16 protein-coding genes and 1 pseudogene are annotated in these 17,560 nt (G+C 66.8%); 13 read left to right on the top strand and 4 right to left on the bottom strand.

All coding sequences use genetic code 11. The features are described from left to right. Positions 1 to 46: 46 nt before the first annotated feature. Positions 47 to 1,099: an aldo/keto reductase gene (locus tag BLU17_RS16135; protein WP_091998156.1), complete on the top strand. Its 1,053-nt coding sequence runs from the start codon at positions 47 to 49 to the stop codon at positions 1,097 to 1,099. A gap of 106 nt (positions 1,100 to 1,205) precedes the next feature. On the opposite strand, the gene BLU17_RS16130 is transcribed toward BLU17_RS16135, so the two are convergent. Continuing rightward, entirely contained in the window at positions 1,206 to 1,550 is a 345-nt protein-coding gene (locus BLU17_RS16130; protein ID WP_091998155.1) for a BON domain-containing protein, read from the bottom strand. An 83-nt stretch (positions 1,551 to 1,633) separates the two neighbouring features. On the opposite strand from BLU17_RS16130, the gene BLU17_RS33195 reads away from it, so the two are divergent. Both BLU17_RS33195 and BLU17_RS16125 read left to right on the top strand, forming a co-directional pair. Beyond that, on the top strand, positions 1,634 to 1,852 hold the full coding sequence (locus BLU17_RS33195) for a hypothetical protein (RefSeq protein WP_176929117.1): 219 nt from the start codon (positions 1,634 to 1,636) through the stop codon (positions 1,850 to 1,852). Between the two features lie 38 nt (positions 1,853 to 1,890). Next, the gene (locus BLU17_RS16125) at positions 1,891 to 3,423 is read left to right on the top strand and encodes an RNA polymerase factor sigma-54 (protein WP_091998153.1); all 1,533 of its coding nucleotides are present in this window, start codon (positions 1,891 to 1,893) and stop codon (positions 3,421 to 3,423) included. Positions 3,424 to 3,583: 160 nt separating this feature from the next. Here BLU17_RS16125 and BLU17_RS16120 read toward each other — a convergent pair whose 3' ends face one another. Further along, positions 3,584 to 4,411, bottom strand: a complete 828-nt coding sequence (locus BLU17_RS16120; protein WP_091998151.1) for a DUF72 domain-containing protein — start codon at positions 4,409 to 4,411, stop codon at positions 3,584 to 3,586. 162 nt (positions 4,412 to 4,573) lie between these two features. Between BLU17_RS16120 and BLU17_RS16115 the strand changes: the two genes are divergently transcribed. Continuing rightward, positions 4,574 to 4,978 carry a transposase gene (locus BLU17_RS16115; protein ID WP_176929116.1) on the top strand — a complete coding sequence of 135 codons (405 nt, stop codon included), beginning with the start codon at positions 4,574 to 4,576 and terminating at the stop codon, positions 4,976 to 4,978. 43 nt (positions 4,979 to 5,021) lie between these two features. Here BLU17_RS16115 and BLU17_RS16110 read toward each other — a convergent pair whose 3' ends face one another. Next, positions 5,022 to 6,713: a bifunctional aminoglycoside phosphotransferase/ATP-binding protein gene (locus tag BLU17_RS16110; RefSeq protein WP_091998147.1), complete on the bottom strand. Its 1,692-nt coding sequence runs from the start codon at positions 6,711 to 6,713 to the stop codon at positions 5,022 to 5,024. Between the two features lie 206 nt (positions 6,714 to 6,919). Between BLU17_RS16110 and BLU17_RS16105 the strand changes: the two genes are divergently transcribed. Continuing rightward, complete coding sequence (locus BLU17_RS16105; protein ID WP_091998145.1) at positions 6,920 to 7,897, top strand: acetyltransferase; 978 nt, start codon at positions 6,920 to 6,922, stop codon at positions 7,895 to 7,897. 49 nt (positions 7,898 to 7,946) lie between these two features. On the opposite strand, the gene BLU17_RS16100 is transcribed toward BLU17_RS16105, so the two are convergent. Continuing rightward, positions 7,947 to 10,382 (bottom strand): phosphoketolase family protein, encoded by a 2,436-nt coding sequence (locus BLU17_RS16100; protein ID WP_091998143.1) that lies wholly within the window; start codon positions 10,380 to 10,382, stop codon positions 7,947 to 7,949. 290 nt (positions 10,383 to 10,672) lie between these two features. Between BLU17_RS16100 and BLU17_RS16095 the strand changes: the two genes are divergently transcribed. The 8 genes and pseudogenes from BLU17_RS16095 (at position 10,673) to BLU17_RS16060 (ending at position 16,497) form a co-directional block, all read left to right on the top strand. Then, positions 10,673 to 11,659, top strand: coding sequence for a zinc-dependent alcohol dehydrogenase family protein (locus tag BLU17_RS16095; protein WP_091998140.1), 987 nt, complete (start codon positions 10,673 to 10,675; stop codon positions 11,657 to 11,659). Between the two features lie 174 nt (positions 11,660 to 11,833). Further along, on the top strand, positions 11,834 to 12,295 hold the full coding sequence (locus BLU17_RS16085) for a universal stress protein (protein ID WP_091998135.1): 462 nt from the start codon (positions 11,834 to 11,836) through the stop codon (positions 12,293 to 12,295). Positions 12,296 to 12,720: 425 nt separating this feature from the next. Beyond that, positions 12,721 to 13,245 carry a hypothetical protein gene (locus tag BLU17_RS16080; protein ID WP_091998133.1) on the top strand — a complete coding sequence of 175 codons (525 nt, stop codon included), beginning with the start codon at positions 12,721 to 12,723 and terminating at the stop codon, positions 13,243 to 13,245. Continuing rightward, positions 13,202 to 13,758: pseudogene (locus BLU17_RS16075) on the top strand (SDR family oxidoreductase). Before BLU17_RS16080 ends, BLU17_RS16075 begins: the two are co-directional and overlap by 44 nt. Before the next feature lie 248 nt (positions 13,759 to 14,006). Beyond that, positions 14,007 to 14,438, top strand: coding sequence for an Hsp20/alpha crystallin family protein (locus tag BLU17_RS16070; RefSeq protein ID WP_091998226.1), 432 nt, complete (start codon positions 14,007 to 14,009; stop codon positions 14,436 to 14,438). 276 nt (positions 14,439 to 14,714) lie between these two features. Next, positions 14,715 to 14,927 (top strand): hypothetical protein, encoded by a 213-nt coding sequence (locus tag BLU17_RS16065; RefSeq protein WP_091998131.1) that lies wholly within the window; start codon positions 14,715 to 14,717, stop codon positions 14,925 to 14,927. Between the two features lie 161 nt (positions 14,928 to 15,088). Then, a complete protein-coding gene (locus BLU17_RS33190) occupies positions 15,089 to 15,253 on the top strand; it encodes a hypothetical protein (protein ID WP_176929115.1) in 165 nt (54 codons plus the stop codon). 254 nt (positions 15,254 to 15,507) lie between these two features. Next, a complete protein-coding gene (locus tag BLU17_RS16060) occupies positions 15,508 to 16,497 on the top strand; it encodes a hypothetical protein (RefSeq protein WP_091998128.1) in 990 nt (329 codons plus the stop codon). Positions 16,498 to 17,560 lie beyond the last annotated feature (1,063 nt).

The raw sequence follows: 17,560 nt of genomic DNA, 5'->3' as shown, positions 1-17,560 counted from the left end.
TCCTCGCCGCGTTGGACTTTCCCTCGACCCACGACGGAGTCACACCATGCGCTACAACCCACTGGGCCGCACCGGCCTGTTCGTTTCGGAACTCTGCCTCGGCACCATGACCTTCGGCGGCGGCGCCGGCATCTGGAACCAGATCGGCGATCTTCAGCAGTCCGACGCCGAGCGCCTCGTTGGCCGCGCGCTCGACGCGGGCATCAATTTCATCGATACGGCCGACGTCTACTCGCAGGGCGCTTCCGAGCAGATTACCGGCCAGGCGCTCAAGAATCTCAAGGTCCCGCGCGAGCAGGTGGTGATCGCGACCAAGGTGTTCGGCGAGATGGGAACGTCGCCGAACGAGCGCGGGGCCACGCGCTATCACATCATGGACGGCGTGAAGGCGAGCCTGAAGCGCTTGCAGCTCGACCATATCGATCTCTACCAGATTCACGCGTTCGATCCCGTCACGCCCATCGAGGAGACGGTGCGCGCGCTCGACACGCTGGTGCGGCAGGGGCATGTCCGCTACGCGGGCGTGTCGAACTGGGCGGCCTGGCAGATCGTGAAGGCGCTCGGCATCTCGCAGCGCGAAGGGCTCGCGCGTTTCGAGTCGCTGCAAGCCTATTACACGATCGCGGGGCGCGACCTCGAACGCGAACTGGTGCCGATGCTGGAAAGCGAGGGACTCGGGCTGATGGTCTGGAGTCCGCTCGCGGGCGGGCTGCTGAGCGGCAAGTACGGGCGCGATCAGCAAGGCGAGGCGGGCAGCCGCCGCACGACGTTCGATTTCCCGCCCGTGAATCGCGAGCGCGCGTGGGATTGCATCGAGGCGATGCGGCCGGTCGCGCAGGCCAAAGGCGTGTCGGTCGCGCGGATCGCGCTTGCCTGGCTGCTGCATCAGAAGGCTGTGACGTCGGTGATCGTCGGCGCGAGGCGCGTAGACCAGCTCGACGACAACATCGCCGCGACGAAAGTGAAGCTCAGTGTCGAGGATCTCGGCGTACTGGACGACGTCAGCGGATTGCCGGCGGAGTATCCGGGTTGGATGCTCGCGCGACAGGGCGAGCAACGCCGCGCGCAACTCAGGCAGTCGCGGGAAGGCGAGGAGTGAGGCGCCGGCTTCGCCCGGATCGAGCGTATTAATCAGGCGTACTGCGCAACAGCGTGTGCAACAGCGCGCCCGGACGCAAGGCGTCTGCGTCCGGGCGCGCGTTACATCATCCCGCCGAGGAGACCTTCAGGTGGTTCTTCACCGAGGTCACGCCCGAAACGCCTTCCACGACCTGCTTCGCGTTGTCGCGGTCCTCGGCGCTCGGCACCGTGCCCGTGAGCGAAACCACACCCTTGCGGGTTTTCACGTGAATGTGCGTGGACTTGACGTTCTTCGCGCCCATCAGCTCGGCCTTGACCTTGGTGGTGATGGTTGCGTCGTCAACGTGCTGGCCCACGGATTCGGAACCACCTGACGGCGCGCTGTCGTTCGTGGTCTGGGCACCGGCCATCAGTGCGAACGTCATGCAGGCGGCGCCGGCCGCGGTCTTGAGGGTGAGATTGCGCTTCATGGCTACTCCCTTTCTGGTTGTGGTCGCCGGCTCGTTCCGCAAGGTTCGTGCCGCGCCATGTCGCGCGCGGCCCGGGCGGTCCCTTGAAAGCCGTCCGGAAGCTGCTGAAGCCGCCGGATATCGCGGACGGCGCGGATTCGCCGCGCCGCGCCTGGCTATTCCGGGGGCGCGACACAATTTTTCCGCTCGTTTGTAAAAACCACCACGACGGGGCCGGAGAAGACGCGCACACGGCAGGCGCCGCAAGCCCCGATCCCGTTTCAAAACAGGGCGTTGTAAAAACTGGCATGAGTGTTGCGTGAACGGGCTCACTACTCATTCATTCAACAACGGAATCGCCATGCCATCCATCGCGTTACACGCGCGCCAGCACCTGGCGCTCACGCCGCGTCTTCAGCAGGCGGTGAGGCTGCTGCAACTGTCGTCGCTCGAATTCCAGCAGGAGTTGCGCGAGGCGCTCGACACCAATCCGTTCCTCGAATATGTGCCGCCCGCCTCGGAGACCGGCGAGGCTGCCGAAGCCGCCGGCGGCGCAGCCGGCATCGGTTCCGCGGCGACGGCCGCGGCCGAAGCGCCGGCCGTGGCGACCGCAGGCGCCGGCGAGTCCGGCCTCGACGCCGGCATGCCGCAGGACGCTTCGCCCTACGGCGAAACCTCCTACGCCGAGTCCGCCTACGGCGAAGAGGGCTCGGGCTATCCTGCCGAACTGCCGTCGCCGGCCTCGCTGCGCACGTCGAGCTATCGCGGCGGCGAGGATGGCGAGTCCGACGCTTCCGACTGGGTACGCGTGCCCGTTTCGTTGCGCGAGCAACTGCACGAGGCGCTGCGCCTCTCCCCGCTCGACGACCTCGACCGCGTGGCCACGCAGGTCGTGATCGAGGCGCTCGACGACGACGGCTATCTGCGCCAGGATCTGGCCGATCTCGCCGAAGTGGAGGGCGTAGGCGACACGCTCGACGAGGACCGCCTGCGCGTGGCGTTGCGCGTCGTCCAGACGCTCGACCGCCCCGGCATCGGCGCGCGCTCGCTTTCCGAATGTCTCGCGCTGCAACTGGAGGCGATGCCTCACGTCACGCCGCACCGCGAACTTGCGCTGCAGATCGTCTCGCAGCATCTCGAACGTCTCGCGCGCCGCGAGCACGGCGAGCTGCAGCGTCAGCTCGGTTGCGACGGCGCGTCGCTGCAGGCCGCGATCGCGCTCGTGCGCCGGCTCGACCCGAAGCCCGGCAACCACTATGGCCGCGCAGACGGCGGCTATGTCATTCCGGACGTGATCGTGCGTCAGGTGCGCGGCAAGTGGGTGGTGAGCGTGAACCCGGCCATCGAGCCGCGCGCGCGCATCCACAAGCTTTACGCGGAAATGTTCGCGCGCTCGGACCAGACGAGCCGCTCGCCGCTCGCGCAGCAGCTCCAGGAAGCACGCTGGCTGATCCGCAACGCGCACAAGCGCTGCGAGACGATCCTGCGCGTGGGCGAGTGCATCGTCGCGCGGCAGAAGGCGTTCTTCCAGTACGGCGAAATCGCGCTGCGACCGATGCTGCTGCGCGACGTGGCCGACGAACTGGGCCTGCACGAATCGACCGTTTCGCGCGCGACCGGCAACAAGTACATGGCCACGCCGCGCGGCATTTTCGAGTTCAAGCGCTTCTTCCCGCGCGAACTGGAGACGCGCACGGGTGGTACCTGCTCGGCGGCGGCGGTGCGCGCGCTCATCAAGGAGATGATCGACGCCGAAGATCCGCGCGATCCGCTTTCGGACGTCGTGCTCACGCAGGAGCTCGAAAAGCAGGGCGTGCAGGTCGCGCGACGCACGGTCACGAAGTATCGGCAGATGATGAAGCTGCCGGCCGCGGAAATGCGTCGACAGATTTGAGGCGCGCTGTCCCGCTTGCGTGCCGAAAAGCGGGGGGAAGGTCCGCGGCGCGTGACCGGCGTAGCGCAACGTGTGGACAGCACGTTACGTTACGCGCGCCGCTTCGATGTCCCGTAAAGTTCACGACAACATCGGGAACATGGGCCGCAGCGCCAGGCGGCTAGCTCGCGCCGAGGCGCTCGATCAACGCCATGGCCGCTGCCGGGTTGCGTTCCTTGAAACCGCTGATGACGTAGAGATAAACGTCGCGGCCGGTCTTGGCGGCGAGCGGCGCCGCGCAGGTGGCGAGATCGGCTGGTGTCTCGCCGCGCGACCAGGCGAGCGCCCGCTCGGCCCAGCGGTCGAGATCGGCGGGAGCATAGCCTTGCGGGTGAGCGGCCGCCGTCCCCATGATGCGCGCGTAGACGAACGGCGCGCTCGCGTCGGCGATCAGCGGGTAGCCGGAGTCGCCCGAGACGACGATCGCCGCCTTGTGCCGGCGCGCGAGCGCGACGAACTCCGGCGTGCAAAAGCTCTTGTCGCGCACTTCCAGCGCGTGGCGCAGCGGACGGCCTTCGGCTTGCTCGGGCAGCAGTTCGAGAAATCGCGCATAGTCCTCGGGATCGAACCGCTTGCCCGGCGTGAGCTGCCAGTTGATCGGGCCGAGCTTGCCGCGCAGGTTCAGCACGCCGCCACCCAGAAAGCGCTCAATCGTCGCACCGGCTTCGGCCAGCACCCGGCGATTCATCGCGAAGCGCGGGGCCTTCAGCGAGAACACGAAATCTTCGGGCGTTTCGTCGTGCCAGCGCGCGAAGCTTTCGGGGCGTTGCGCGCCGTAGTACGTGCTGTTGATTTCCAGCGTCGAGAGATGGCGGCTCGCATACTCCAGTTCGCGGCGCTGCGCGAGCCCATCGGGATAGAACACGCCGCGCCACGGCGCATAGATCCAGCCGCCGATGCCGACGCGAATCCGGCCGCGCCGGACTTTTGAACTGGAGGAAGGCGCCATTGGGAATCCGTCAACGAAGCCGGGATGGCGCAGTGTAGCGCAACGCCGGCTGTCACACAGGTCGCGGGGCGTCTCGATTTTTAGGCATAGTCCGATATTTTCTTGCGGATCGTGAGGCTAATTTGGTCAGGTTGTGTCAGATAACCTCACATGGATCATCAGATGTCTTCCCGCATATCTCCTGAATTGACAGATAGCCAGTGGCGCAGCATCGAGCCGATCTTTCACGAAGCCCGCCTTGACGGACGCCGCCGCGGGCGCCCCGCGCACAACCCCCGCCTCGTTTTCGCAGGAGTTCTCTGGGTACTGGCAACGGGCTCGGTCTGGTCGAAGCTGCCCGAGCGCTACCCCGATTTCCGCACCTGCCACCGCCGCTTCAAGCTGTGGTTCGACGCCGGCCTCGTGCATCGCGCCATGGAGCATCTATACGGCGAAGACGGACTCGCCCTGTGCATGGCGATGGCCGCACGCATGCAGCCGCAGCACGCGCCCGTTGGCCGCAAGCCGCGTTTTCCGGTGTCTTCCACGCTGCGCTGGCCGCTCGTGCGGCCATTCGCAGAGCGTTGAGCGATACGCGGCACGGGCGGCGGATTACGAGTCCGCCGCAGCCTCAAAAACTCCCATCCTCCGCGCGCATGCGCCCGAGCAGCGGTGCCCACCACCGCGCGCGAGAGAAAGTCCCGATCGGCACGTCGGTATCGAGATCGACGGTGTACTGCCGTTCTTGCGGACCTGGCGGATCCGCTTGCGCAAGCTGCGCGGCGAGGACTTCGGCGCCCGCGTCGGAAGCGTCGTGCGGCCCGCTCGCCCGTGCATTCACGCGCTCGATCAGGCGTGCTTGCGGCGCAGTGAAGTTCAGGATCAGCATCGGCCGGTTCAGTTCGTGCGCGAGCGCGGCAAATTGCGCACGATGCGTCGCCTTGATAAACGTCGCGTCTACGAGCGCCGTATAGCCCGCATTCAGGACGTTGCGCGCATGCGCGACAAGGCGTTCGTAGTGGGCGTCGAGCGCGGTCTTCGTATAGGCGCTAGCGGGCAGTGCGGCGAGCGAGGGCGCTGCGAATGGCGCGCGGCGCTTGCGCTCAAGATCGCTCGATATGCGGATTGCACCGCTAAGTTCCGCGAACGCGCGGCTCGCCACGGATTTCCCCGAACCCGAAAAGCCGTGGCACAGCAGGAGCCACGGCGCGCGCTCGCGCATGGTGCGCGACTCGCTTGCGGCCAGCTCGATGTAGCGCGAGAAGTTGTTTGCGCTCGCGCCCGCGTCGTGTTGTCCAGGCGGCCCTGCCTTGAGCAGCGCCACGAGCGCCCGCACCAGCGCGCGGTAGACAACATCGAGCCGCAGCGCCGCAAGGCCCGCGAAATCGCCTGTCGCCTCGAGATAGCGGTTGAGCAAACGGTGCGCATGCCTCGCCTCGTCATGCGCGCGCAGGTCCATCAGCAGGAACGCGAGATCGCAGGTCACGTCGATCCAGCGCAGTTCTTCGCTGAATTCGATGCAATCGAACATCAGCGCGTGGCGGCCGCGCCGCACGATATTGTCGAGATGCAGGTCGCCGTGGCAGGCGCGCACGAAACCGTTGGCGCGGCGCGCATCGAGATGCGGCGCGAGCCTCGCGAGTTCGCTTTCGCAAGCCGCGCGCAGCGCGGCGCTCTGGACCGCTTGCGCGGTGCGCGGGTCGGATTCGAGCGGTGCAAGCGCCGCGAGCACCTGCTCGCGCAGCAGCGCCGCGGAACCGAGCCGCGCCGCCGGCGCGAGCGGGCCGTGACCAGCCCGGCGAGCGTGCTGATGGCTATCGGCGAGCTTCGTTGCGGCGGCGTCGATGTCGGCGGCGCCCAGTTCGCCGTGCGCGAGCAGGTTCGAGAACAGCAGGCGCTGGTCGAAGCGGCGCATACGGACCGCGTAGTCGAACACCTTGTACTTGCCGCGCATGCCCGGCCGCGCTTCGGTGCTGACGCCGCGCCCGAGCCTGCAGCGCCTTCCATCGAAATACAGCTCGCCTATGTCGCAATAAATCGGTCCCGCAAAGGGCGCATTCAGCCGGATCTCGGCTTCGCAGCATCGGCGTCGGGAATCGAGTCGCAGGAAATTGACGAAACCGAAGTCGACGGGCTTCATGATCTTGTACGCGTACCTCCCGGCGAGAAACACGACGGAGATATGCGTTTCGATGCGCACGACGCGCCCGGCCGGATGCGCATAAGTCGAGGCCCGCGAAAGCGCGGCGTTGACGAGGCGGCCATGGCGGCGCGCCGCTCGTTGACGGTTGAAGCTATGGCGGGAGAGCGGACTGTCGGACATCGGCGTGGCCAAGGTGGAAATCCGGGGCGGAGGAGGTCAAGGGTTACAGCCGAGCATACACGCGAGCGCGCGTCGGCCGCCCGTTGCGTGGCATGGACCGGGCTTGATCGAAACGGCTTGCGCAGGCATCGGCTGCTTGCGCCTTTTGTGCAATCCGGCGACGCTGCGCGATACTGTCTAGTTCAACCCAACGGAACCTCGGAGACATGGCGCATTTCGACGTATTCAACGGCGACGCGGACGGCATCTGCGCGCTGCATCAACTGCGGCTCGCAAGGCCGCGCGAAGCGACCCTCATCACCGGCACGAAGCGCGACATCGCGCTCGTCGAGCGCGTGCCCGCTCAGCCCGGCGACTCGCTCACGGTCCTCGACATCTCGTTCGACGTGAACCGCGCGGCGCTCATGGCGCTGCTCGCAAAGAACGTCGCGGTCGAGTATTTCGACCATCACCACGCGGGCGAACTGCCGGTGTGCCTGAATCTCGTCGCGCATATCGACACGACGGCGCAGGTCTGTACGAGCGTGCTCGTCGACCGCCACCTCGCCGGCCGCTACCGGCCATGGGCGATTGCGGCGGCGTGGGGCGACAATCTGCCCGAGACGGCGCGCGCGCTTGCGCAACAGGCCGGGCTCGACGCCGCGCAGATCGCGCAGTTGCGCGAGCTCGGCGAGTCGATCAACTACAACGCGTACGGCGACAGCGTCGAAGACCTCATGATCGCGCCGCTCGACCTGTACTCGACGATGAAGCCCTACGAAAGCCCGTTCGACTTCATCGCCGCGGAGCCCATCGTGACGCGGCTTGCGCGTTGCCGGGAAGACGATCTGGAGCAGGCCCAGGCGATCGCGCCGCTCATCGCGTTGCAGTACGGCAGTGTGTGCGTGCTGCCCGACGAGCCGTGGGCGCGCCGCGTGCGCGGCGTGTTCGCCAATGCGCTCGCCAACGAGGAGCCGTCGCGCGCGCACGCGGTGCTGAGCGTGAACGCGGACGGCAATTACGCGGTGAGCGTGCGCGCGCCGCTCACGGAGCCGCGCGGCGCCGACGAGCTCTGCCGCGTGTTCCCCGGCGGAAACGGGCGGGTGGGCGCGGCGGGCATCGACAGTCTCGATTCGGCGCGGCTCGACGCGTTCGTCACGGCATTCGCGCGCGTGTTCGGGCGCACGAAGCCAGCCTCGATCTGAGCGCGCCGAGGCCTGACCGAGACGTGCCCCAAGCGGGTATCGGCGCGACCTAGGACGTTTCGCTGCCGCCCTCTGCGCTGCGTGGCGCCGGCCAGCGCCAGTCGCGGATCTCGGGCATGTCGTCACCGTACTCGTCCACGTAGCGGCGGTGTGCGGCCAGCTTGTCGTGCAGCGTCTGGCGCAGGTGCGCCGCGCGCTGCGCGAGTCCGTCCACGCGGTCGATCACGGCTTCGCACAGGTGGTAGCGGTCGAGGCGGTTAAGCACGGTCATGTCGAACGGTGTGGTCGTCGTGCCCTCCTCGATGAAGCCGTGCACGTGGATGTTCGTGTGATTGGCGCGCCGGTACGTCAGCCGGTGGATCAGCGAGGGGTAGCTGTGGTGCGCGAAGATCACGGGCTTGTCGGTGGTGAACAGCGCGTTGAAGTCGGCGTCCGGCAGGCCATGCGGATGGCGGTCGGCGGGTTCGAGCGTCATCAGGTCCACCACGTTCACCACGCGGATCTTCAGGTCGGGCAGGCACGTGCGCAGCAGGTCCACGGCCGCCAGCGTTTCCATCGTCGGTACGTCGCCGGCGCAGGCCATGACGACGTCGGGTTCGCCGCCGTCGTCGTTGCTGGCCCACTGCCAGATGCCGATGCCGTCCGCGCAATGGCGGATGGCGGCGTCCATGTCGAGCCATTGCGCCTGCGGCTGCTTGCCCGCCACGATGATGTTGATGCGGTTCCACGTGCGCAGCACGTGGTCGGTCACGGCGAGCAGCGTATTGGCGTCGGGCGGCAGATAGACGCGCACCGTGTCCGACTTCTTGTTCACCGCATAGTCGATGAAGCCCGGGTCCTGGTGGCTGAAGCCGTTATGGTCCTGGCGCCACACGTGCGAGGTCAGCAGGTAGTTGAGCGAGGGCAGTGGCCGACGCCACGGAATCTCGCGGATCACTTTCAGCCACTTCGCGTGCTGGTTGAACATCGAATCGATGATGTGGATGAACGCCTCGTAGCACGACATGAAGCCGTGCCGCCCCGTCAGCAGATAGCCTTCGAGCCAGCCCTGGCAAGTGTGCTCGGAGAGTATTTCCATCACGCGGCCGTTGGTGGCGAGCTGGAAGTCGTCGGGCGTGCGCCCGGCGAGCCAGGTGCGCGAGGTCACGTCGAACACGTCGCTCCAGCGGTTCGAGGCCGTTTCGTCCGGCCCGAAGATACGAAAGTTGCGCGTGGGATCGTTCACGCGCATCACTTCGCGCAGGAACGCGCCCATCACGCGCGTGGCCTCGGCTTCCACCTGGCCTGGGGCCGGCACGTCCACGGCGTGGTGCTCGAATGGCGGCACGCGCAGCTCACGCACGCGGCCGCCGCCGTTCGAGCGCGGGTTGGCGCTCATGCGCTTTTCGCCTTTGGGCGCGAGCGAGGCAATGTCGGGCACGAGGCGGCCTTGCGCGTCGAAGAGCTCCTCGGGCTTGTAGCTGCGCATCCAGCTTTCGAGCTGCGCGAGATGCCCCGGCTTCGCGATGTTGGCGAGCGGCACCTGGTGCGAGCGCCACGAGCCTTCGGTTTTCTGGCCATCGACCGTTTTCGGGCCCGTCCAGCCCTTGGGCGTGCGCATCACGATCATGGGCCAGCGCGGGCGCGGGTAGCCGGGCGGCAGCGCGCCGTTCTCGTCGGCGAGCTCGCGCGCGGCCTTCTGGATGCGTGCGATTTCGTCGAACGCCGTGTCGAACGCGGTGGCCATCAGGCGGTGCGCGACGTCGGGTTCCTCGGCCTCCACGAAGATCGGCTCGTGGCCGTAGCCCTTCATGAGCGAGGCAAGCTCGTCGTCGCCGATGCGCGCGAGCACCGTCGGTCCCGCGATCTTGTAGCCGTTCAGATGGAGGATGGGCAGCACGGCGCCGTCCGTGGCTGGATTGAGGAACTTGTTCGAGTGCCAGGCGGTGGCGAGCGGGCCCGTCTCGGCTTCGCCGTCGCCGACCACGCAGGCGACGATCAGGTCCGGGTTGTCGAACACCGCGCCGTACGCGTGCGAGAGCGCGTAGCCGAGTTCGCCGCCTTCGTGGATCGAGCCGGGCGTTTGCGGGGCGACGTGGCTCGGAATGCCGCCCGGAAAGCTGAACTGCTTGAAGAGCGCGGCCATGCCTTCCGCGTCGAGCGGGACGTTCGGCCAGGTCTCGCTGTAGGTGCCTTCAAGCCAGGTGTTCGCGACGACGGCGGGGCCGCCGTGCCCGGGTCCCGCAAGAAAGAGCACGTCGAGATCCCGCTCGCTGATGACGCGGTTCAGGTGCGTATAGAGGAAGTTCAGGCCCGGCGTCGTGCCCCAGTGGCCGAGCAGGCGCGGCTTCACGTGCGCGAGTTGGAGCGGTTCGCGCAGCAGCGGATTGGCGAGCAGATAGATCTGTCCGACCGAGACATAGTTGGCCGCGCGCCACCAGGCGTCCATGCGGCGCAGCAGGTCGTCGGAGAGCGGCGGGTGGGCGGGGGTGTCGGTTGCGTTCATGCGGGGCTCCGGTTGCGCGGCGGCGGGAGGCGGACCGAGGCGGACCTGGGCGCGGTGCAGCGGCGCGCGCGAGACCCGCGTAGCTTGCTCGCGTCGCGAGGCGGCGGGGGCCTGTGGTCCTGAGAGATTTGTCTTATGTTGCCACGATCGCGCGACGCGCCACGCGAGGATGTCCCTGCGGCTGCCGGTCGCACCGGCTATTTAGCGCGCGATGAGTCGCGCGAGCGCCTAACATGGTTTCATGGCGGTCCAGGCGGCGCGTGGGCCGCGTTCATACGAGGAGGAGTGCGATGCGGGCGATGGTGTTCGACGGTGGGAATTCGCGGCTGCGCGAAGCCGATCTACCCGACCCGGCGCCAGGCGCGGGCGAGTTGCTGATCGACGTTCATGCATGCGGCGTGTGCCGTACTGATCTCCACGTGGTGGACGGCGATCTCAAGCATCCGAAGAAGCCGGTCATTCCCGGTCACGAGATCGTCGGCACGGTCGCGGCGCTCGGCGCCGGCGTGACGGGTTTCGCGCCCGGCGACCGCGTGGGCGTGCCGTGGCTCGGCCATACCTGCGGGCATTGCCGCTTTTGCGTGAACGGGCGCGAAAACCTCTGCGACGCGCCTGGCTTCACCGGCTACACGATCGACGGCGGTTACGCCACGCGGACCGTCGCCGACGCCCGCTACTGCTTTCATCTACCGCGCCAGTACACCGACGTCGAGGCCGCGCCGCTGCTCTGCGCCGGGCTCATCGGCTATCGCTCGCTCGCGATGGCGGGCGATGCGGCGCGCATCGGCATTTATGGCTTCGGCGCGGCGGCGCATATCGTCGCGCAAGTCGCGCGCCATCAGGGTCGCACGGTCTACGCGTTCACACGCCCCGGCGATACTGCGGCGCAACAATTCGCCCAACGCCTCGGCGCGGCGTGGGCCGGCGGCAGCGACGAGCGCGCGCCCGACGAGCTCGACGCGGCGCTGCTGTTTGCCCCCGTCGGCGCGCTCGTGCCCACTGCGTTGCACGCGCTGACGAAGGGCGGCATCGTCGTGTGCGGCGGCATTCACATGAGCGACATTCCCTCGTTTCCTTACGCGTGGTTGTGGGAGGAGCGGCGTATCGTGTCGGTGGCGAATCTCACGCGCGAAGACGGCACGACCTTCATGGCGATCGCCGCGCGCCACAAGCTCGAAATCGAAACGACGCCGTATCCGCTCGCACGCGCCAACGAGGCGCTGGCCGATCTGCGCGAAGGCCGGCTCACGGGCGCCGCGGTACTGACGATGCGATGAGCGCCCCGAATGCCTCGAATGTGAAGGCGCCGGCGAAGAAACGCTGATGCAGCGGCGGCAAGCGGTCGCAGTGGCGAAGGTGCCCATCTGCACACAGATGCGTTACAAAGATTTCGGGATAAATGCGCGCGGCGGTCATGCCGCGCACCATGGGCGACGCCCGGGAGGTCCACGATGTACAAGCAGATATTGGTAGCGGTCGATGGCAGCCGCAGCGGCCGGCGCGCGCTCGACGAAGCCGTGAAGATCGCGAAGGCGACTGGCGGCGCCATTCAGGCGCTTTGCGTCGTGCGGCACCCGGCGCGGCTCGTGGACGTCAGTTCGGGGTTCGCCGAGGAACAGGCGCGCCGTTCGGCCGAGAACGATGCGGCGACGGCGGCGCTGGACGAGGCGAAAGCGGTGTTCGCGCAGGCCCAGGTGGCGGGCTCGACGCGCGCGGCAGACTCGAGCGGTGAGGAAGTCGCGGCGGTGATCTCGCGCATCGCGGCGGAGGACGGGGCAGATCTCGTCGTAATGGGTACGCGCGGCCTGTCGGGCATGAAGCGTCTGTTGCTCGGCAGCGTAGCCGAGTCGTTCCTGCGCATGGCGGACCGCCCGGTCATGCTCGTGCGCGACGAAGAGACGCCCGCTGCCTGACGCGGGGTCCGTCTAGCGGCCGGCCAGCGGGGCGCGATCGGCCGCCTGCGTTCGCGCGGGTTTTCGCCCGCGCGAAGTGCCGCTATCTCCCTCCAGGTGCTTGCGCCCGCCCGTCGATCCGTCGCGAAATACCCGCAAAGCCCCGCCCCGGTTTCAGCTGCTGCGCATCAACTATCTCGATTTGTGACGTCGATCAAGCGGCGATTTGCCGGATCGTCACGCGCCCCCCCTTCTTCCTGCCTATCATGATGACTTGAGTCCGCTGTCTTGCGGACGCGCCGCACTTCGAAGCATTTTGTCCATCCTCGCCGCGCGAAACACGCCTTTCATTTCGCGCCGCTGAACGTGTCCTGTCGCGGTCGCCGTCGCAGCCCAACGCTCCCGACCGTGTGCCGGGCTCGCGCCCTACATGGAGGAGATTGACCATGGTTACTGCTTCCCAGCCCTCGTTCGACGCGTATCGCGCCAACACCGCTGCTGCATTGCGATTGCTCGCCGGACAACAGCATTGGCGCGAACAGATTCTGAAGCTGGAGCAGCGCCGGATCGAGCGCGACCGCGAGGCGCTCGAGGGCATGCTCGAGACGTTGCGGACCGCGCGCGACTGGACCGATTTCACGATCGCCATGCAATCGGTCTGGCGCGACTATCTCGGCGCGAGCGCGGCGCTCTGGCAGGATGGCGTCGCGGCGGCAATGCAGGATGCGGGCACGTGGACCGACACGGCACGCGACCTTGCGCAGCACTGGCAGGACACCTGCGCCGGCGCTCAGTCGGGCAAATCCAGCGTGCCGGGCGCAATGCCGATGCGCGAGTGGATGAATGCTTTCGAGCGCGCCATGAACGGCGAGGCGAATGGCGCCGCGAACGGCGCCGCCCATGCGGGCAAGGCGTCGCGCGCTGGCCATGCCCAGGGCGCCGGCGAAGGCGGAGGCCAGCGTGGCCGATAGATGCGTTGCTTTCGTGACGGGCGGCATGGGTGGTCTCGGCGAGGCGATCAGCCAGCGTCTGCATGACGCGGGCGTGACCCTCGCGGTCTCGTACTTGGCCGCGAGCGAGCGCGACGACGCCTGGCTCGCCGCCCAACGCGCGGCGGGTCGCGACTTCGAATGCCACGAAATGAACGTCGCCGATTGCGAGGCCTGCGCCCGCGCGGCGCATTCGGGCAGACCAACTATGCTGCGGCGCAGGCCGGCATGCACGGCTTCACGAGGGCACTCGCGCTGGAGGTGGCGAAAAAGGGCGTGACGGTAAATACGGTGTCGCCGGGCTACCTCGCCACGAAGATGGTTGAGGCGGTGCCCAGGGACGTGACGGACGCGCGCATCCCGCTGCAGATTCCGGTATGCCGTTTCGGTCAGCCCGACCAAGTGGCGGCGCTGGGAGCGTTTCTCTACGCGGGCGACGCGGCCTTCATCACCGGCGCCGATATCGCGATCAACGGCGGCACGCATATGCAATGAGCCGATGTCCGGCACCGTTTTTTTCGCCTGCTCCGGCAGCGGGTCTTGCAATTGCGCCGGGCGCCTGCAAGTTGGAACAGTGAACGACGCCGGACGCGCTGCGAGAGCGGCGGGCATCGGCGCCGGGATTCGCCATCGGCGGCCGCGGCCGGACACCGCGCCGGCATCAGCCGACGATGAGTTAAGGAGTCCATTGCATTCGTCATCGATGCATGGGCAAGGAAATCATCCAGTTCGTGGAGGCAGCAATGAGCCATATCTCGCGTTACGATCCGTTCTCGATGGAAGGCGTGCCCGATTTGTTTCAGGGGCTATTTCGTCCGTTGCGCGCGGCAGGCGGCGTGGAAGGGCAGGCGGGCGGCATTCGCATCGACGTGACCGAAGACGAAGGCGGCTACACGGTGAAAGCGGAATTGCCCGGCGTCGAGAAGAACGATATCGACGTGAAAATCGATGGCAATCTCGTGTCGCTCGCCGCGAAAATCGAGCGCGGCAGCGAGTTGAAGGAAGGCGAACGCGTCGTGCGACGCGAGCGGTATTCGGGTAGCGTGAGCCGCGCGTTTACGCTCGCCGCGGAGATCGACGACGAAAAGGCGAGTGCGCAATACAAGGATGGCGTGCTTACGCTCGTGCTGCCGAAGAAAGTTGCGAGCGCACGTAAGCGTATCGAAATCGGCTAAGGCCGAAGAGGCTTCGAGCGGCGGCGCGCAGACTGCACATGGTGCGGCTGCGCGCCGCGTTTTTTTACGTGCCGCATCTGTATCGCCCGGTTGCGCCGGGCGCACGTCGGGTTCATCGGCCAGTAACACGGCGAAACACGACTGTAGCGAAACTGTACGATTGGCTCGCTATGCTGGGAAAACTCAAGTCGACCGATTCTCGGTCCATCGCCCCTTGGGGCACGGGGCTGGAGTAGGGGCGGAAGCCCGCGCTCCGGCCGACACTGGAGAGACCCGATGCTTAGTCACCACGAACTGGCGACATTGCTGCTGATCCGTGATGCAAACGCGCCTGTACAGACGCTCGATTCCGATTTTCTGGCGCTTCAGCGCTATCGTCTCGTCGAGATGGACGAGGTGGGCGGCGACCCCACATTACGCCTCACCAGTCGGGGACGCGAATTGCTGCGGCGTCTCACGCACGACGAAAGCGACGACGGCGAACCCTGAACAGCCGCGCCTTGGCGTAAATGCGTTGCCTGGCGGACGATGTCAAGAGCGATTCACCGTGAGCTACGCCCGTTACATCCGTGTAATACGACGCAGCGCACTCTGCGGTACAGTGCTGGGCTTTTGTCAAACCCACGCTGTTCCCATTCAGGAGTCGATCCATGAACGCCGTTTTCAAGCCCGTTGCCCGCCTGTTCGCCCTGATTTCCTGCACCGCGCTGTTCGCACCGCTCGCCGCCGTCGCTGCTCCGTATCATCATCATGAGGCATGCCACGTCGAGCACCATCACGGTCATGCCGAGCGCGTCTGCCATCGCGTGCATTGATCGCGAAAAGGCCGAAAGAAAAAACGCCGCGCCAAAGTGCGGCGTTTTTTTTGTGCCAATTGATTCGGATTGCGAATAAATAAGCCAAAATGTTTTGCGTGTGATCCTGTAATGCATCGAAAGACAATGGCGACACAAGAAATATCGCATTACAGTAAGCTTGATGGTGCGCTACACACGTTTGCAACGCTGCGGGCCTGGCAGTCCGCATGCGCGCAGCTCAACGTCCGAACGCCGAGACGCCAACGCACATAATGAAGCTCACCACATCGCTAGTCGCGTCCAGCCTCGCTGCCGGCGCTTTCGCCATGGTTGCGCGGCCGGCCTGCGCGCAGGAGTTCGCGCTTTATACGGGGCCGCTCAAGAGCGGAGCCGATCATTCCTATTCGTGGCAAATGGATTACACGGAAGGCTTCGGCGAGTATTTTGCCGGCAGTATTTCGTGGTTGAACGAAGGCCACATTCCGGATCACCACCGCGACGGCCAGGCCATCCAGGCATGGGCGCGTTTGCCCCTCGCGCGGCGGCGCTTCGTGTTCGCGCTCGGTGTCGGGCCGTATCGCTATTTCGACACCGAGGCCGCGTCACATGGCGAAGGCTGGTCCGATACGCACGGCTGGGGCGTTCTCTACAGCGCACGCGCCACGTGGTATTCCACGCATCGCTGGACGGCGAACCTGCAGCTCAACCGTGTGCAGATTTCGCACGGGCCATCGACGACGGCGCTCATGCTCGGTCTCGGCTACCAGCTCGACGCACCCGACACGCCGGGTCCGCGCGATTTCGCCTTGCCGCGCACGCAGAAGGTGACGAACAACGAGATCACGCTGATGGCCGGCGAGACGATCCTCAACAGCCTCGATTCGCAGACGTCGGCGGCCGAGGCGATCGAGTACCGGCGCGGCATCAACTCCTTTGTCGATGCCACCGTGGGTTACCTGCACGAGGGCAACGGCCTTTCCGCGCGACGCGACGGCGCGACCGCGCAACTCTGGCTTACGCGCGCGTTTCTTGACGACCACCTCACGCTGGGGTTTGGCGCGGGCATGTACGCGGCGATCCATCACGGCGCGCATCCCGACGAACGCGATACCGGCGATGGCATTCTCTCGGGGCTCGTTTCCGTGTCGGCGTCGTATCGCTTCGCGCGGCACTGGGCCGCGCGCGTCACCTGGAATCGCGTTGTCACACGCTATAGCCGCGATACGGACGTCATTCTGGGCGGCATCGGCTACCGCTTCTGAGCCGCGGTGCGGGCACGCGCTGGCGCACATCGGCGCGCGGCCTGGCAGACGCATCAGCCTCCCGGCGGACGCATCAGCCTCCCGGCGGACGTCCACCGCTGCCGCCACCACCACCACCTTGCGGGCGGTTGTCCCCGCCACCGGACGGGCGCCCGCCGCCTTGACCCGGCGGCCGGCCGCCGCCTTGACCGGGCGGCCGCGCGTTACCTTGGCCAGGCGGCCGTGCGTTACCCTGGCCCGGCGGCCTGGCGCTACCTTGCCCCGGCGGCCGCGCGCCGCTGTTGCCGGGCCTTGCGCCGGGCGGCCGGTTTCCCGGCGCGGCATTGTCCGGCGGGCGATGTCCGCCTTGTCCAGGCGGCCGTGCGCCGCCGGGCGGCCGGCCTGCACCGTGCGAAGGCGGGCGCGGCCGGACGGCTGGCGGGGGCACCGGCCGCGGTCCCGGATGGCGGGCCCAACGCGATTGATTGGAGAACCACGGACGGTCGTGGTAATGAAGGCCCCAGTACGCACCGAGCGAGAACGTCACAATGGGCAAGCCGATGCGCGGGCCATAGGCCATCACCGGCACGCGCTGCCCTTGCCACGGGTAGCTGATGAAGCTGCCGTAGACCCAGCCCCGCAGGCCCGGCAGTCCTACGTCGCACCAACTGAAACCGGCGACGCAGCCCCACACCAGAACCGACACGCCTCCCGGCACCTGGGCGACGATCGGAAAATCGGCTGCGGGCCCGGCATAGAGATTGACGGTTTGGTTCGTGAACGCCTGGGACTGAGCGCGGGCCGGCGGCGAAGCCGCGAACAGTCCGATCAGGCCGGCGAGTACGACACCGACAAGCTGCTTGCGCATTGTTGCCTCCCCTTGGGTGGAACTACCGGTCGTTTAATTGCGATGGCAACCATAACGGTAGCAGATAAGCCTTTTAGGGCGCATTTGAGGATGTAACGGCTTATTCTGCGCGGCGCGCAGCCAATCATCGCGATCTCTCCCCCGGAAAGCGTTTTTCGCGTCCTGCACGCATTGCGCCGCCATGTGCAAGAATCGCGGCCTCGGTTCGCAACTACG

This window comes from Paraburkholderia lycopersici (genome assembly GCF_900096975.1).
In the GTDB taxonomy this organism is placed as follows: domain Bacteria; phylum Pseudomonadota; class Gammaproteobacteria; order Burkholderiales; family Burkholderiaceae; genus Paraburkholderia; species Paraburkholderia lycopersici.
Note: the sequence above shows the minus strand (reverse complement) of the source record. Positions and strands in the feature narration are given on the sequence as shown.

What these genes read in the sequence shown, in the direction of transcription:
- BLU17_RS16135 (WP_091998156.1), top strand. Translation starts at nt 47, where the DNA reads ATGCGCTACAACCCACTGGGCCGCACCGGCCTGTTCGTTTCGGAACTC.
- BLU17_RS16070 (WP_091998226.1), top strand. Translation starts at nt 14,007, where the DNA reads ATGAGCCATATCTCGCGTTACGATCCGTTCTCGATGGAAGGCGTGCCC.
- BLU17_RS16095 (WP_091998140.1), top strand. Translation starts at nt 10,673, where the DNA reads ATGCGGGCGATGGTGTTCGACGGTGGGAATTCGCGGCTGCGCGAAGCC.
- BLU17_RS16110 (WP_091998147.1), bottom strand. Translation starts at nt 6,713, where the DNA reads ATGTCCGACAGTCCGCTCTCCCGCCATAGCTTCAACCGTCAACGAGCG.
- BLU17_RS16100 (WP_091998143.1), bottom strand. Translation starts at nt 10,382, where the DNA reads ATGAACGCAACCGACACCCCCGCCCACCCGCCGCTCTCCGACGACCTG.
- BLU17_RS16065 (WP_091998131.1), top strand. Translation starts at nt 14,715, where the DNA reads ATGCTTAGTCACCACGAACTGGCGACATTGCTGCTGATCCGTGATGCA.
- BLU17_RS16060 (WP_091998128.1), top strand. Translation starts at nt 15,508, where the DNA reads ATGAAGCTCACCACATCGCTAGTCGCGTCCAGCCTCGCTGCCGGCGCT.
- BLU17_RS16105 (WP_091998145.1), top strand. Translation starts at nt 6,920, where the DNA reads ATGGCGCATTTCGACGTATTCAACGGCGACGCGGACGGCATCTGCGCG.
- BLU17_RS16130 (WP_091998155.1), bottom strand. Translation starts at nt 1,550, where the DNA reads ATGAAGCGCAATCTCACCCTCAAGACCGCGGCCGGCGCCGCCTGCATG.
- BLU17_RS16085 (WP_091998135.1), top strand. Translation starts at nt 11,834, where the DNA reads ATGTACAAGCAGATATTGGTAGCGGTCGATGGCAGCCGCAGCGGCCGG.
- BLU17_RS16115 (WP_176929116.1), top strand. Translation starts at nt 4,574, where the DNA reads ATGTCTTCCCGCATATCTCCTGAATTGACAGATAGCCAGTGGCGCAGC.
- BLU17_RS16080 (WP_091998133.1), top strand. Translation starts at nt 12,721, where the DNA reads ATGGTTACTGCTTCCCAGCCCTCGTTCGACGCGTATCGCGCCAACACC.
- BLU17_RS16120 (WP_091998151.1), bottom strand. Translation starts at nt 4,411, where the DNA reads ATGGCGCCTTCCTCCAGTTCAAAAGTCCGGCGCGGCCGGATTCGCGTC.
- BLU17_RS33190 (WP_176929115.1), top strand. Translation starts at nt 15,089, where the DNA reads ATGAACGCCGTTTTCAAGCCCGTTGCCCGCCTGTTCGCCCTGATTTCC.
- BLU17_RS16125 (WP_091998153.1), top strand. Translation starts at nt 1,891, where the DNA reads ATGCCATCCATCGCGTTACACGCGCGCCAGCACCTGGCGCTCACGCCG.